Annotated in this window: 12 protein-coding genes; 2 read left to right on the forward strand and 10 right to left on the reverse strand. The window is 66.7% G+C overall.

Annotation, left to right across the window (positions count from 1 at the left end; genetic code table 11):
* Position 1: 1 nt before the first annotated feature.
* From ELY12_RS12810 to ELY12_RS12845, 9 genes are all read right to left on the reverse strand, one after another.
* Entirely contained in the window at positions 2–2,353 is a 2,352-nt protein-coding gene (locus ELY12_RS12810) for a glycosyltransferase family 4 protein (RefSeq protein ID WP_241229863.1), read from the reverse strand.
* Between the two features lie 174 nt (positions 2,354–2,527).
* Complete coding sequence (locus ELY12_RS12815) at positions 2,528–3,247, reverse strand: energy transducer TonB (protein WP_126177086.1); 720 nt, start codon at positions 3,245–3,247, stop codon at positions 2,528–2,530.
* A 101-nt stretch (positions 3,248–3,348) separates the two neighbouring features.
* Positions 3,349–6,849 carry a TonB-dependent receptor gene (locus tag ELY12_RS12820; RefSeq protein ID WP_126177087.1) on the reverse strand — a complete coding sequence of 1,167 codons (3,501 nt, stop codon included), beginning with the start codon at positions 6,847–6,849 and terminating at the stop codon, positions 3,349–3,351.
* A 243-nt stretch (positions 6,850–7,092) separates the two neighbouring features.
* Complete coding sequence (locus ELY12_RS12825; protein ID WP_126177088.1) at positions 7,093–8,022, reverse strand: isopenicillin N synthase family dioxygenase; 930 nt, start codon at positions 8,020–8,022, stop codon at positions 7,093–7,095.
* Positions 8,023–8,032: 10 nt separating this feature from the next.
* Positions 8,033–9,346: a NupC/NupG family nucleoside CNT transporter gene (locus tag ELY12_RS12830; protein WP_126177089.1), complete on the reverse strand. Its 1,314-nt coding sequence runs from the start codon at positions 9,344–9,346 to the stop codon at positions 8,033–8,035.
* Positions 9,347–9,735: 389 nt separating this feature from the next.
* On the reverse strand, positions 9,736–9,867 hold the full coding sequence (locus ELY12_RS14595; RefSeq protein ID WP_268237093.1) for a hypothetical protein: 132 nt from the start codon (positions 9,865–9,867) through the stop codon (positions 9,736–9,738).
* Positions 9,868–9,930: 63 nt separating this feature from the next.
* Positions 9,931–10,218: a hypothetical protein gene (locus ELY12_RS12835; RefSeq protein WP_126177090.1), complete on the reverse strand. Its 288-nt coding sequence runs from the start codon at positions 10,216–10,218 to the stop codon at positions 9,931–9,933.
* Between the two features lie 295 nt (positions 10,219–10,513).
* Positions 10,514–10,804: a hypothetical protein gene (locus tag ELY12_RS12840; protein ID WP_126177091.1), complete on the reverse strand. Its 291-nt coding sequence runs from the start codon at positions 10,802–10,804 to the stop codon at positions 10,514–10,516.
* Between the two features lie 123 nt (positions 10,805–10,927).
* Positions 10,928–11,146 (reverse strand): hypothetical protein, encoded by a 219-nt coding sequence (locus ELY12_RS12845; protein WP_126177092.1) that lies wholly within the window; start codon positions 11,144–11,146, stop codon positions 10,928–10,930.
* 215 nt (positions 11,147–11,361) lie between these two features.
* Between ELY12_RS12845 and ELY12_RS12850 the strand changes: the two genes are divergently transcribed.
* Positions 11,362–12,027, forward strand: a complete 666-nt coding sequence (locus tag ELY12_RS12850; protein ID WP_126177093.1) for a queuosine precursor transporter — start codon at positions 11,362–11,364, stop codon at positions 12,025–12,027.
* A gap of 10 nt (positions 12,028–12,037) precedes the next feature.
* Positions 12,038–13,222: a molybdopterin molybdotransferase MoeA gene (locus ELY12_RS12855; RefSeq protein WP_241229864.1), complete on the forward strand. Its 1,185-nt coding sequence runs from the start codon at positions 12,038–12,040 to the stop codon at positions 13,220–13,222.
* Here ELY12_RS12855 and ELY12_RS12860 read toward each other — a convergent pair.
* Positions 13,219–14,880, reverse strand: coding sequence for a thiamine pyrophosphate-binding protein (locus ELY12_RS12860; protein WP_126177094.1), 1,662 nt, complete (start codon positions 14,878–14,880; stop codon positions 13,219–13,221). The genes ELY12_RS12855 and ELY12_RS12860 overlap by 4 nt on opposite strands.
* Between the last annotated feature and the right edge of the window lie 50 nt (positions 14,881–14,930).

Below are 14,930 nucleotides of genomic sequence, written 5' to 3' on the forward strand. Positions count from 1 at the left end.
TTCAAGTATATGCAAGGGGCCGTTGGCCGTCCTTGTTTCGGTGCTCAACCAACTTCCCCGCAGCGCCGGACTTCGAATCGCCGGCCACGTCGGGGGCGAGCGCTAGCATGGAATAATGCCCGAGTTGAAACGCGAGGATCGATTCCGCCCCGCAATTCATATTGGCGCCGCGCGGGGTCAGGCCGTCGCGGCAGCGGCCGCTCTCCATATCCGCCAGCACCACCCCGCGGTCGTTGGCGCCGAAGAACCAGCGCCAGGCCGCCGTGCCGTGCTCCTGCCAGCGCTTGTCGCCGGTCGCGCGGTAGGCGCTGAGCGCGGCGTCGATCGCGGCGTGCGCCTCGAGCGGCTGCTGGTCGAACGGTAGCTGCGCGTATTCGCGGCCGAACGTTTCCGAACCGATCGGGCGGAAATAGCCGTCGGCGGCGGTTTGCCGCTCATTGATCCACGCGAGCGTTTCGAGCCCGATCTCGGTCCAGCTCTTGTTGCCGAGCGTCTCGCCCGCCTCGATCAGCGCTTGCGGCAGGCGCGGATTGTCGTAGCCGAGCACCGCCTCGAACCACGCCCAGTCGGGCCGCCGCGCGCCGCCGAGCAGGCGTTCGAGGAACTCCGCGCCGTCGCGCAGCGCTTCGGCCGACGGAGCGTGCGGGCGGGCGCGCAGCATTGCCGCCGCGCCGAGCATGACGAACGCGACCGTGCGCGGGCTCTCGCTCTTGGCGATCGCCGGCAGGGTCTGGTCGTAGAGCTGGATCGCCCAGTCGCGGATGTCGGGATCGCTGCTGTCCTGCGCGGTGCGGCCAAGGGTCCAGATCGCGCGGCCATTGGAATCTTCCGAGCCCAGGTCCTCGCACCACGACCGGTCGAAGCGCATGAAGTTGCGGAAGCCCTGCTTGTCGGGGTTCCACGCATCCTGCACGAACGCGGCGTAGGTCATCGCCAGGCTCTGGCGCTCGTGCGGGTCGAGGCCTTGCGCCTGGTTGACCAGCATCAGCGCACGGACATTGTCGTCGAGGCAGTAGCCGTGGCGGCGATCGGGGATGATGCCGATCGCGTGCTGGTACATGCCGGTGCCGTCGCTCATCGCGCGCACCGCGTGGAACGACGGCCGTGCGCGCGGCGCTTCGCGCGCCGGGTCGGCGACCGCGTGCTCGATCAGCGCGGCGGTGGCGGCAGCGAAGCGCGGCCAGATCGTCTCGCGCCCGCGGGCATAGGCGCGTGCCTTCATCGCCGCGAGCGCATAGGGATCGTCGAGCAGGCCGCACACGGCCTTTGCGATCGCGTCGGGCGAATTGGGCTCGATCAGCACCCCGACCCCGTCGGCAAGCAGTTCGCTGGCATGGACGTAGGGGGTCGAGACCACCGCCTTACCGAGCGCGACGGCATAGCTGAGCGTACCGCTGGTCGACTGCTGCAGCCCCGGATAGGGGGTCAGGTAGATGTCGCACGCCTCGAGCTGGTCGAGCAATTCGTCGGTTTCGACGAAGCTTTCGTCCCACTCGATCGCGTCCGCCACGCCGAGTCGTTCGGCGCAGGCCTTGAGGCCCTCCCGGTAGCTCTCGCCGTCGCGCGCGACGAGGTTGGGGTGCGTCGCGCCGACGATGCGGTAGAGCACGTTCGGATGCCGCTCCAGGATCGCGGGCAGCGCCTCGATCACCGTCTCCAGTCCCTTGCCCGGGCCGAGCAGGCCGAATGTGGTCAGCACCGTCTTGCCGGCGAGCCCGCGGCGGGCCTTGAACTCTTCCTCGCGGCCGAACGGACGGTCCGGCGCGCCGTGCTCGATCACCTCGACCACGTGCGGCGGGGCATCGTAATTGCGCAGCAGCAGGTCGCGCGAGCGCTGCGACATGACCATGATGCGCGACGCGCGCTCGACCAGGTGCTCGAGGATGCGGCGCTGGTTCTCGGACGGGTTGGTCAGCACGGTATGGCAAGTGACGATCAGCGGCGCGGCGAGGCGGTCGACGAAATCGCACACCAGTTCGCCGTCCGCGCCGCCGAAGATGCCGTATTCGTGCTGCAGCCAGACCGCGTCCGCGCCGCTCGCGTTGATCGCGTCGGCCGCGCGGGCGTAGGCGGCGGTGTCGGCGCGGTCGATCGTGCCGGCAACGCCCCGATAGGCGATCTCATCCCCGGCATCGTCGAGCGCCCAGACATCGACGTCGATCTCGGGCCGGAAGCGGGCGAGCTGTTCGGTGAGGTCGGCGGTGAAAGTCGCGATGCCGCACTTGCGCGGCACATAGTTGCCGACCACGGCAAGCCGCCGCGCCGGACGCGCCGAGCGAAAGGTGATCAGCTCGGTTGCCGAGCGGCTCTCGGGCTGGGAAAATACAAAAGCATCGGCGCGGCGTGCGTCCACTGAAGCAATCCCCATGGTTAAAGCTGACGGAAAGAGTCGGGGGCTTAACGGCGGGGAAGCGTTCTAGTTCCGCTGCGACGCACAATCGTCGCGCATTTCGCGCGACTCAACACTTTGCTAATTCATGATAATTTCCGCAGCGCGGAATCATAATGCTGCGCCTGCTAACATGGGTTAGAACCAGCGTTGGCGCCAGTAGAATGGCGCGGCCACCGGATTACCCGCCGCATCGGTCGCCGGCTTGAACCGCAAGCGCTGGACGACCAGGCGGCAGGTGATCGCGTCCGCCTCGGGATCGGGGCTGGCCCGGAATACGCTGCAGTTCGAGGCCCGGCCGTCGGTCCCGACAGTGACCTTGACGATGACCTCGGTGCCCACCCGCGCCTGCCTCCCGCCGGGTGGCGTGGGATAGTCGCGCGCGTTGCTGATCGCTCCGCCGATCCACACCGGCTTGGTCGCAATCCCGCCGCCCTGGCCCGATCCGCCGCTGCCGCTGCCCGTGCCGCTCCCGGTGCCGCCAGCACCGGTGCCGCTACCGGCGTCCCGCGCACCCGCTGTATCCGCCGACCCGGTCGAGCTTGCGCGCGGCGCGGGCGGCGCCGGCTTGACCACCACCTTCGGGACCGGCGCCACGGCCGCCTTGGGCACGGCCTTGCGGCCTTCCTCGCCGGACTTGCCGCTGTCGGGCTCGGCCTGCGGGGGCGGAGGCGGGGGCGTGACGGGAACGGTGACGGTGAAGCTTTCCAGCACCGCCTGCTCGACCGAAGCGGTCGCACCCGGCGCGAAGGCCTTCGCCAGCGCATAGATGCCGAGCAGATGCAGCAACACGATCGCGACCAGCGTCGCCGGCCGGGGCTTGCGCGATGCGGTGGTAAAGGTGCCCTCGCTGGCCATCGCGCATCAACGATATCCCTGCGCGGGGCGTTCCACAAACGAACGGCGGCGCTCCCGCGAAGGAGCGCCGCCGCCGTTAGCCATTCGCTCTCGCGAAGAAATTAGAAGTCATAGCTGATGCCGAACTTCACGCGCCACACCGACGAGCTGACGTTTACACCGTTGTCGTTGGCGAAGGTCGAGTAGCCTTGGCCGTTGGGAGACGGGATGAAGATGTAACGGCCTTGCGCGTCCACTCCGCTGACCGAAGCAACGTCCTGGAACCCTTCGAAGTTGCGCCGATGCTGGAGGTTCCAGCTCGAATCGAGGAAGTTCAGGAAGTTGTCCATCGAAGCGTACAGCTTGATCTTGTCATTGCGCCCGAAGAACCGGCCCGGACCGGGGATCTCCTGCGACAGCGACAGGTCCATGTCGTAGTACCAGTCGTTCGAGCAGGTGTTACGCGGGATCGACGTGCCGATGTACTTGCGCGCGCAGCCGAGGCCATTCGCGAAGTCGACCAGGCCCTGCACCGCCGCCATGTTCGAGGTCGGCGAAATGTTGGGATCGTTGACGCCGGTCGGCAGGTACACGAGCGCGTTGTCCGAGCCCGAGACGCTGTCCCCGAACACGCTGCCGCCCGAGAACGTCAGGCTGTACGGACGGCCCGAACGGGCGACGAACGTGATGCCCAAGCGCGACGCGAGGTCGGAGAAGAACTCCTCCTTGAAGCTCATCTGCGCGGTGATGTTGTGCTTGCTCGAGAAGAAGCTGCGCGAGGCGGCCGGATTCTGCCGGTCGAACGCCGCGGTACCATCGTAGTTCGACCCGGCGGTCGAACGGTACATGCTGCGCCGGTCCTGCGCGTCGGTATACGCATAGCCGAGGCTGAAGAACACGCTGCCGCCCTCGGTGATGAGGCCGCCGTTGAAGTTCTTCGACAGGATCGCAGAAGCGATGTGGCTCTCGTAGGAACCCGCATTCGTCAGCAGCAGTTCGTCGTCCCGCTGCGTGTTGAAGCACGCGCCGGTCACGCCGGTGTAGATCGGGGTCGGCGTGATATCGACCAGCTTGGCATTGCAGCCGGCAACGCTGGGATCGATCGACCGGTAGATCGGACGCCCGTCGATGGTGAAGCCGTTGATGCCGAGGGCCGGGCCGTTCGGAGCCGCATTGGTGCCGAACGTCGCGGTCGCCGGAACGGCGGCCAGGTCGACCAGCGTCAGCGGGTTGCGGTACTTGCTGTAGATGTAGTCGAGGTTGAGGTTCCAGCCGCTGAAGAAGCCGGTGTCGGTGAAGTTCAGCTCCGACGAGAAGCCGATGTTCGCCCGCAGCACGCTCGGCTGCTGGATGTCGGGATCGATGCCCTGGGTATCGCCCAGGCCCTTCGCAGCCTGCGAAGCGGCGAAATTGATGACACACTGCGGCACGCCGGTGAACTGGCCGTTCACCACCACGTCGACCTGCGTCGCCGGCGACTGCGCGGGGCAGCCCGCGTCCTGCAGCGTGCCCTGCGCGAAGCCGCGGCCGTCGTTCTGGAAGGCGTTGGCGTAAAACACTGCCGGATCGCCGCCCGAGAAGATGCCGACGCCGGCACGCAGCTGCGCACGGCTGAACACCGCGAAATCGTTCATGTCGTAGGTCAGCGCGAGCCGCGGCATGATGATCGGATCGATGTTGCTGAAGCTCGTGGTGTTCGAGAAGCCGTAGCGCTGGGCGTACAGCGGGTTCACCTTGGGGTGGCCGCCATCGTACCAGTCGACGCGCACGCCGAGCACCGCGCTCAGCTGATCGTTGATCTGCCAATCGTCCTGCGCGAACACCGAGTAGATGCTGCGGTTGAAGTCGGCGGCGGCGTCGCGCGGATCGCCGGTCGACGAGAAGTTGCCGATCGCACCCTCGATCGCGCCGTTGACGATGTTGGCGATGCTCGACGAGGTCTGGAAGTTGCCGGTGCCCGGCGACAGCAGGCCTGCCTTCAGATCGTTGATGTTGCGGAAGTACAGCGTGCCCGTGCCGTTCTGGATGAACAGGTTGAACAGGTCGGAGCTGTTGAGCTCGGCGCCGATCTTCAGCTGGTGTGCGCCGGCATCGAGCTTGGCGACCGCACGGTACTGCTGGATGGTCGTGCGCAGGTCGTTGGCCGCACGCGAGAAGCCCGGGCCGGCACCGACGGCACCGTCAGGACCGGTGGCGTTGTCCACGCCCACGACGATGCGCGGGATCGGATTGTCGCTCTGCGCCTCACCGCCGCCGATCGGATCCTGCAAGTCCTGCACCTCGGCGCGCGAGTAGCGCAGCTCGGTCGAGAACTTGTCGGTCCAGTTCGAGTACAGGCGCGCCGAATAGTAGTTCGACTTGGTGCCGCTGTTGAGGAAGGTGTTGCGGCCGACGATGGTCGGGCCGAACGTCCCGCTGATCGTGAGATCATCAGGCTTCACGCTGGCTTCCTCAAGGCGCTGGTAAGTCGCTTCGAGGCGGTGATTGTCGGTGATCTGCAAGTCCGCGCGAACGAAGTAGCGATCGTTCGTGTAGTCGCGGTTGGTGACGATCGGACCGGTATCGATCCCGTACACGCTCTTGAGGACCGCCGAGATTTCGTCGAACTGCGCCTGCGAGACGCCGTTGGCGGGATTGACGAAGCCGGCGCCCGAAGGACCTTCGTCCTGCGACTGGCTGGCTTCCTGGTGCTCGTACGCGCCGAACAGGAACAGGCGATCCTTGATCACCGGGCCGCCGAGGTAGACGCCGTAACGCTTTTCCGGACCGATCGGCGGGACGGGCTTGATCGTGCCGCGGTCGTTCAGCTCGTCGCCGCGCAGGTCGTTGTTCGAGTACTCGAAGTAACCGCCGAACTGGTAGTCGTTGGTGCCCGATTTGGTGACGACGTTGATCGCGCAGCCGGTGAAGTTCGAATAGTCGACGTCGAACGGCGCGAACTGGACCTGCGTCTCGCGCACGGCGTCGTACGGAATCGGCACCGACGAACGCGACGAGAAGCCGCTTTCGTTGAGGCCGTAGACGTCGCCCTGGCTGATGCCGTCGACGGTGAAGGCGTTGCCGCGGTCATTGCCGCCGAGGCAGGAGACGCGGTCCACGCCGTTGCCGCCGTCGTCGCGGTCGAGGCTGACGCGCGGGTCGATGCGGATGATGTCGCGGATGTCGCGATTGAAGGTGGGGGCGTTCTCCAGCACCTCGGCGGTGAAGCTGGTGCCCGGGCCGACCGCGAGCTGCGTGACCTGCACGCGGCTGCCGGTGACGACGATCTCGCCCGAACCCGAGGTAAGCGAGAAGGTCAGGCTGGTGTTGCCCTGCAGGGTGGTCTGGATGTCGTTGACCGTCTGCCCCTCGAAGCCGCCGGCATTGGCCGCAACAGTGTAGGGGCCGCCGGTGACGAGGCCGGTGGCGACGAAGCGGCCATCGGCACCCGTGGTGATGTCACGCGCCGCGCCGGTGCGGGTGTCGGTGATCGTCACGGTCGCGCCCGACAGCGGATTGCCGTCGGCGTCGGTGACCGTGCCTTCGATACCGGTGGTGATCTGCTGGGCGAAAGCAGGGGCCGGCAGGATGGCGGCGGCGGACAGGCTGACGACGCTTGCAGCCAGCAAGTACTTGAGCTTCATGGAATGACGATCCCTTGCATTCGATGAGAGTGAGAAGGAGGGGCGGCAGCCCCGTAGGTGTTTCCGTCTGCCGCCAAAAGTATCTTGTGTTACCGGTGTGTGACAACCGGGCCGCAAGTTATCCACACGGCTTGTGGACAAGCATCAACTGCTTGAAAAACAGCAGCTTTCCGATGTTGCCGCATTGCAACAAGATTTCAGAAAGAGTCTCACCGTCCCGCGGATGGCTCCGCCCGGCGCGAATCAGGCGAGGTTGATCTCGCGCAGGCGCTGCTGGAGGAACTCGTGGCTGGAGATCGGCGCGGGATGATCGTCGGGCCGCGCCGGGTCGATGCAGCTCTCCAGTGTGACGATATCAAAGTCCGGCCGGAAGTGCAGGAAGAAGGGCATCGAATAGCGCGAGCGGTAGGCCGCAGGGCCCTTCGGATTGACCACCCGGTGCTGGGTGGACTTCAGCCGGTGGTTGGTCAGCCGGTCGAGCATGTCGCCGATGTTAACCACCAGCGCGCCCGGCGGAGTGTCGACCGCCTGCCACTCGCCCTTGGCGTTGAGCAGCTCCAGGCCCGCTTCCTCGGCGCCGAGCAGCAGGGTGATGGTGTTGATGTCCCCGTGCGCGGCAGCGCGGATCGCGCCCTCCGCGTGTGGGCCGTCGAGCGGCGGGTAGTGCAGCAGCCGCATCACCGAGTTGCCGTCCTCCACCGTCGGGGTGAAGAAGGTCTGCGGCAGGCCAAGGTGCAGCGCGATCGCCTCCAGCACTCGCTCTCCGGCTTTCTCGAAGGCGGCGTAGAGTTCGGTGAAGGTCTCCCGGAAACCCTCGACCTCGCTCGGCCAGACGTTGTCGGCCATGTACTGCGCGAGGTCGTGCCCCTCGGGCAGCTCGCGACCGACGTGCCAGAATTCCTTGAGGTCGTGGACCTCGGCGTCCTTGGCCCGCTCGACCCCGAACGGAGTGTAGCCGCGCGCCCCGCCGCCGCCTTCGATCTTGTAGGCCTTCTTGGTCGCCTCGGGCAGTGCGAAGAACTCCTTCGACAACGCCTCGGCGCGCGCGATCAGCTCGGCCGGGATGCCGTGGTCGCGGATTACCGCGAAGCCGTATTCGCGAAAGGAGCGGCCGAGCTCGTCGGCGACTTCGCTCAAGGGGCGGGCGATGGATACGGATGCGATCTCAGACATGGGATAAGGCTCAGTAAGGGAGGAACAGGCCGGCAAGCGCGGCACTCATGAGGTTGGAGAGGGAGCCCGCGGCAAGCGCCTTCAGGCCCAGGCGCGCGATCACCGGGCGCTGGTTGGGGGCGAGCCCACCCGTCACCGCCATCTGGATCGCGATCGACGAAAAGTTGGCGAATCCGCAGAGCGCAAACGTGACGATCGCGCGGCTGCGGTCGCTGAGATGCGCCGCGTCCATTTGCCCCAGGTCGATGAAGGCGACGAATTCGTTGAGCACGATCTTGGTGCCGAACAGCCCGCCCGCGACGGGTGCCTGGTCCCACGGGATACCGATCAGGAACATGACCGGCGCGAAGATCGCACCGAGCGCCGCCTGGAAGCTCCAGTTCGAAAAGCCGAATAGTCCGCCGACCCAGCCGAGCACGCCGTTCGCCAGCGCAACTAGCGCCACGAACGCCAGCACCATCGCGCCGACCGCGACCGCCAGCTTGACGCCGGTCTGCGCGCCTTGCGCGGCGGCCTCGATCACGTTGGCGGGCGCCTGGCCTTCCTCGAAGGTCTCGGCGAGCGCGACTTCGTGCGGCTTGCCGCCCTCGACCAGCGCGCCCGGCCCTTCGGCGCTGATGCGCGCGTCGGGCAGATCAATCGGGCCCTTCACCTCGGGCTCGGGATCGGCCGGATCGGGCATGATGATCTTGGCCATCAGGATGCCCCCCGGCGCCGACATGAACGCCGCGGCGAGGAGGAACGGCAGGTAGCGTTCGCCGAGCAGCCCGGCGTAGGCGGCAAGGATGGTCCCCGCCACGCCCGCCATGCCAACGGTCATAAGGGTGAAGATCGCGCTCGGCGCCAGGCCAGCGAGATAGGGCCGCACCACCAGCGGGCTCTCGCTCTGGCCGACGAAGATGTTGGCGGCCGCGCCGAGCGATTCGACCCGGCCGATCCCGGTCACCCAGCCGATCGCCCCGCCGACCCAGCGCACCACCCGCTGCATGATGCCGAGGTGATAGAGGATAGAAACCAGCGCCGCGAAGAACACGATCACCGGCAGCGCGCCCAGGGCAAAGGTGTTCTTGAGCGGATTGTCCGCCCCGAACAGGAATGCGGTGCCCTCGTTGGCATAGCTCAGAAGCGCGGCGACCCCATTCGACATCCCATGGATCGCCGCCACGCCCCACGGCGTGCGCAGGACGATGAACGCGATCAGCGCCTGTAACGCGAACGCCGCGCCGACCACCCGCAGGCGGATGCGCCGCTTGGCGTTCGAGAGGACGAAGGCGATTCCGAGGATCGCTACAATCCCGATGAGGCTGGTGAGGACTGGAGGCATCGCGCCCCCCGTTAGCGGGATGTGGTTTTGTAGGAAACTGGATTCACATCGCTTCCGGCGGGCAAGTGAACTCCACTACTTACCCGCGGTGGCCTGCGTCCCGTTGTAAGGCGGCGGCGAGGACGGATGGATGTATCGTGACCGTGCGTGTGCTGCCTACTCCGCGCACGTAAATCACGGTTGCGATCCTGAGATAGACAGTCCTCTCGTTCCCTTCGATGACCTCTTCGTCGGTGTCGACGTCATAGGTGCCGGGAGGAAGCGGAGCGTCCAGTTCCGGAAGCATGAGCGGTCCGGAGAAAGTTACCTGGGAGCGCGTAGTGCGGATCATCACAATTCCGAGTTGAGGCGCATCACATTGGACCCTGCGGCCAATCAAAAGCGACCGATCAGGAGTTCTTCAAACTTTCAAGGCCCTTGATCGACCCCGACTTCTGCGTGGGTTGCGAGGCGTTCGTTTTCGGCTTCTCCGCCTTCGTCTTGCGAATCTCGCGATTGGATTTCTTCTGGCCCTTGGCCATGTCCGTTCTCCTGTCACAAAGGCGGCGCCGCTGAAAAGAGCGGCGGCGGCTCAACGCCGCCCGTCAGGCGTCTGCGTGTCCGCGGTCCGGATTTTCATTGTCCACCCCGTTGAGTTTGTCAGTGGCGTGGCCGGCACCGGCTTCGGACGCCGAACTTCCCGCATAGCTGCCGTAAATGATTGTTGGTGGTGCAGAAGGGTTCTGGGCGATCGACTCTGCATACGAGACCGTTCGCAGCTGCCTGATTCTATCGGCGTATTCCGCGATCCGGCCGAAGTGATCGTCGTCGCTCGACGCGTTTGCCTTCATCGCTTCAAGTTGATGAGCGTACAGCAGTTCGTTGAGGTCCATCTTCGATTCCTTTGATTTGCATCAGCGCGGGCTCGATGGCCCACCGCGGCACGCTAGCCTGCCTGCGCCTCGGCCTGTTCGCGGTGGCTGAGCTGGCGACGGAGATTGATCGCTCTAGGCTGGCCCCCATCGACGGCAACCAGCAGTCCGAAACTGTATCGTTGAAATGGCCGCGGATCGGGAAAGAACTCCGGCTGATCCGCGGATTTGAAAACCACGGCCTCGCCGCCTTGATCGGGCCTCAGCATCCCTGCACGGCGGCCGCGATCGTACGAAATGACGGTCCCGAGATGCGTCATTGCGCAGCGACCACATCGTCGATCCGAGCGCCACCGGACGCCAGATCCTGCATTTCGGTCAGCACCCTGGCTTGGCCGGCTGCGCTCGCGGTCGCGATCGCCAGCGGGCGGCCGCCGAGATCGGCAAACTCGCTGCTCAAGAACGAAATCGCGCCATCCTTGCCCAACAGCTCGAACGCCATACGGGTGATGTTGCCCTGTCGGGCTGCCTGATCGCTCGGAATGGGTGACGACCACTTGCGCCGGCGCCAATGCGAAGCGGGGGAACTGATCTTTTCCTCAGTCATGCGGGATAACCTTCTTCAAAGTTTGCGGGCCCGCTCAACTGACCAGCCAGTAAATCATCACCACCGTGGCGATGAGAGGAACAAACAGGCCGACGTAATTTGGACCGGCGTTCTGGCGCGGGTTCACAGGACCTCGCGCTCGAGCTTCGTCATTCGCCGAGCTTGCGCGATGGCATCGGTCAAGTTCGTGTATTGGAACCCACCGACCGAATAGGTTTCGGTCAGATGGCGAAGGACGCCGAGCGACCCCGCAAGCGTCTCCGCCACGAGGCCGCCGCCTTCGTTCTCCCAGGATTCGGAAGTGAGTCCGGTTGCGCCTTGGCGCGGCTGAACCTGAGACATCGCACTGCTCCCTTGCTGCAAGCGGGAGCTCTCTTGTCTCTCAGTCGAGGGCGCTCACGAACTGGGTTGCCGCATCGATGCACCTGAAGTTGGGTGTTACAAGGCTCATTACAAGGTGGCCGACCCCGCAGAGTGGTTTCCCCGCCGGTGATGAGAACAGTGAAGCTCACAGGCCCGCTTTTCTTTTGCGCACGGCGGTGCCAATCCTCCCGCGCATGAACGACCCCGTCACCGCCGCCGCGCCGGCCGTCCCCCGCTCACTGTTCGTCTATGCGATTATCTACGGCGGCATGACCGTGCTCGCCGGGATGCTCGGCAACAAGCAGGTTGCGCTCGGCCCGCTGGCGGTGGAGGCGGGGATCTTCGCATTCCTGATGCTGGTCGTGCTGTCGAGCACGGTGGCGCAGGTCCACGGGCGCAAGGCAGCCGACCGGCTGGTGTTCTGGGGCTTCCTGCCGCTCGCGCTGTCGATCGCACTGATCTTCGTGGTGCTGCAGCTGCCCGCATCGCCCGACATGCCAGCCGACCGGCAGGCCGCGTTCGAGCTGATGATGGGCAGCACCCCGCGGATCATGGCGGCGGGCCCGGTGGCGTACGGCGTGTCGCTGTTCCTTAACGTGTGGTTGTTCTCGGCCTTGCGCGGGAAAAGCGAGAACAGCGGCGGCGCGTTCATGCTGGTGCGCGGCGCGATCGCCTCGGCGCTGAGTCAGGTGGTCGACACGCTGATCTTCATCACGCTGGCGTTCTACGGCGAGTTCCCGATCCGTGACCTCCTGATCGGCCAGATGATCGCCAAGGTGACGCTGTCGATCGTGCTGGTGCCGCCGCTGATCGCGCTCGGCGTGGCGGTCGCCCGCCGGCTCGATCGCGCTCCCGCCTGAGCCTGTCGCCTTGGCCGCGCCGATCCCCTTCGACGCGGCGCTGGCGCTGATTGGCGAAGTCGAACCGCTCGACAGCGAGAGGGTTCCGCTAGCCCGAGCCGCCGGGCGCACGCTCGCCGCCAACCTGGTGTCGCGCGGCCAGGCGCCTCGCTCCGCGGTCTCGACGATGGACGGCTACGCGATTGTCGATGCCGCGACCGCGCCGGGCGAATGGCTCGACGTGACCGGCGAATCGCGCGCCGGTGCCTGGTGGCGCGGTGCGGTCGCGCCGGGACAGGCGGTGCGCGTATTCACCGGCGCGGGCGTTCCGGCGGGCGCGACCCGGGTGATCATCCAGGAACATGCCGAGCGGAATGGCGGGCGCGTGCGCTTCACGCCCGGCTACGGCCCCGCGACCTACATCCGCGCGGCGGGCAGCGACTTCGCCGCCGAGGCGATGCTGCTGCCCGCCGGTACGCGGCTGACCCCGCGCATGCTGGTCGCAGCGGGGGCGGCCGACCGGGCGGAGGTGACCGTCGGACGCGTGCCTCGCGTGGCGATCCTCGCCACAGGCGACGAACTCGCCCCGCCCGGCGAGGCGCATGCCCGGCAGGATGCAATCCCCGAGACCATCGGCCTCGGCGTGGCGGCATTGGCGAAGAGTGCGGGAGCCGAGGTCATCGCGCGGGCGATCTGCCCCGACGATCTTGGACGCCTGACCGCGCTAGCGGGAGACCTGCTTGCCGCCGCCGACCTGGTGGTCGTGACTGGCGGCGCCTCGGTGGGCGAGCGCGATTTCGCCAAGGCAAGCTTCGCCGCGCACGGGCTGACGCTGGCGTTCGAGAAGGTCGCGATCAAACCGGGCAAGCCGGTATGGCTGGGCCGCTGCGGCGAGTGCCACGTGCTTGGCCTGCCCGGCAATCCGACGTCGGCCATGGTCACCGCCGCGCTGTTCCTGCGCCCGCTGCTGGCGCGGCTGCAGGGCGGCAAAGCGGAGCATCGCTGGCGGACCATGCCGCTCGCTGCCCCGCTTCCGGCGACCGACGAGCGCGAGACTTTTGCGCGGGCGCGATGGGAAGATGACGGCCTGACCCCGCTCGGCAATCAGGACAGCGGCGCGCAAAGCCCGCTCACCCAAGCCGACTGGCTGATCCGCTGTCTCGCCCACCAGCCACTGCTGGCGGCGGGCGCGACGGTCCGCGCGCTGGCGTTCTAGCTCTTGAGTTTCATCGTCGGGGATAGCTCGGCGGTCGGCAGCACGATCTCGATCAGCGCCGCCTCGCCCGATGCACGCGCCGCTTCGAACGCAGACGCGAAGTCCTCGGTCTTCTCTACGCGCCAGCCGGCGATGCCGTAGCTTTGGGCCAGCGCGGCGAAGTCGGGATTGACCAGCTCGGTGCCGACCACGTGACCGGGGTAGCGCCGCTCCTGGTGCATGCGGATGGTGCCGTAGGCGCCGTTGTTCACCACCACCACGATCACCGGCACGCGGTGGCGGACGATGGTGGCCAGCTCGGTGCTCGCCATCATGAAGCAGCCGTCGCCCGCGAAGCACACCACCGGCCGATCGGGGTGACGGATACCGGCGGCGATCGCGGCGGGGAGGCCGTAGCCCATCGCCCCGCTGGTCGGCGCAAGCTGGGTCCCGCGCCGCTTGTAGCGGAAGAAGCGATGGAGCCAGATCGCGTAGTTGCCCGCGCCGTTGGTGACGATCGCCTCATCTGGCAGCGTGTCGGCCAGCCAGCCGACGATCTTCGCCATGTCGACCGGACCGACCGAGGCGGGCGGCTGTTGCCACGCCTCGTAATCGGCGCGGGCGGACTGGCGCCAGTCGTCCCACTTCGGCGCCAGCGACAATCCGGCGGCGGCCTTGGCGAACGCATTGACGTCGGCGGTGATCGCCAGCGCCGGCTGGTACACCCGCCCCAGCTCGCTCGCGTCGGGATAGACATGCACCAGCTTCGGCCCGGGACTCGGCGCATCGAGGTTGGTGTAACCGTCGGTGACGATCTCCCCCAGTCGCGTGCCGACCGCAACAATCAGGTCCGCCTCTCGCCAGCGCGCCTTGAGCTTGGGATTGATGCCCAGCGCGCTCTCGCCGACGTAATTGGGGTGGCGGTTGTCGAACAGGTCCTGCCGCCGGAACCCGCAGGTCACCGGCAGGCCCGACGCTTCGACGAACCGGGTGAGGTCGGCGAGGCCCTCATCAGTCCAGCCCGAACCGCCCAAAACCAGCAGCGGTCGCTCGGCGCTGTTCAGCAGCTCGATCAAGCGCTTCACTGACGCGTCGTCGGGCGCTGGGCGCGAGGGGCGAGGTTGAACCTGTTGTGCGCCGACTTGCACCTGCTCACTGAGCATGTCCTCAGGCAGCGCGATCACCACCGGCCCCGGCCGGCCACCCAGCGCGACCGCATAGGCCCGGCCGACAATCTCGGGAATCCGCGTCCCGTCGTCGATCTGCGTCGCCCATTTGGCGAGGTCGCCGAAAGTCGCCGGGTAGTCGACCTCCTGGAAAGCCCCCCGCCCAATCTGGTCGCGCGGCACCTGGCCGACGAACAGGATCATCGGCGTGCTGTCGTGCTTTGCCGTGTGAATCCCGATACTTGCATGGCATGCGCCGGGCCCGCGGGTGACGAAGCAGATGCCCGGCTTACCTGTAAGCTTGCCCCACGCCTCGGCCATATTGGCCGCCCCCGCCTCGTGCCGGCAGACCACCAGCTTGATCGCCTCGCCCGCCTCATAGATCGCGTCGAGCGCGGCGAGATAGCTCTCGCCCGGCACGCAGAACACCGTGTCCACCCCCCGCGCGATCAGCTCGCGAATGAGGATCTGACCACCGGTAAGGCGGCTGCCGGAGAATGCTTGGGTCGTCATCGGGTGGCCCTGCTTGAGCGGAACTTATGCGCTTTCGCTCAAGCAGGTTT

It is taken from the genome of Tsuneonella rigui, from assembly GCF_003958625.1.
GTDB lineage: Bacteria > Pseudomonadota > Alphaproteobacteria > Sphingomonadales > Sphingomonadaceae > Tsuneonella > Tsuneonella rigui.

Coding starts and splice junctions, on each gene's coding strand:
- ELY12_RS12815 (WP_126177086.1), bottom strand. CDS start 3,247: ATGGCCAGCGAGGGCACCTTTACCACCGCATCGCGCAAGCCCCGGCCG.
- ELY12_RS12820 (WP_126177087.1), bottom strand. CDS start 6,849: ATGAAGCTCAAGTACTTGCTGGCTGCAAGCGTCGTCAGCCTGTCCGCC.
- ELY12_RS12825 (WP_126177088.1), bottom strand. CDS start 8,022: ATGTCTGAGATCGCATCCGTATCCATCGCCCGCCCCTTGAGCGAAGTC.
- ELY12_RS12830 (WP_126177089.1), bottom strand. CDS start 9,346: ATGCCTCCAGTCCTCACCAGCCTCATCGGGATTGTAGCGATCCTCGGA.
- ELY12_RS14595 (WP_268237093.1), bottom strand. CDS start 9,867: ATGGCCAAGGGCCAGAAGAAATCCAATCGCGAGATTCGCAAGACGAAG.
- ELY12_RS12835 (WP_126177090.1), bottom strand. CDS start 10,218: ATGGACCTCAACGAACTGCTGTACGCTCATCAACTTGAAGCGATGAAG.
- ELY12_RS12840 (WP_126177091.1), bottom strand. CDS start 10,804: ATGACTGAGGAAAAGATCAGTTCCCCCGCTTCGCATTGGCGCCGGCGC.
- ELY12_RS12845 (WP_126177092.1), bottom strand. CDS start 11,146: ATGTCTCAGGTTCAGCCGCGCCAAGGCGCAACCGGACTCACTTCCGAA.
- ELY12_RS12850 (WP_126177093.1), top strand. CDS start 11,362: ATGAACGACCCCGTCACCGCCGCCGCGCCGGCCGTCCCCCGCTCACTG.
- ELY12_RS12860 (WP_126177094.1), bottom strand. CDS start 14,880: ATGACGACCCAAGCATTCTCCGGCAGCCGCCTTACCGGTGGTCAGATC.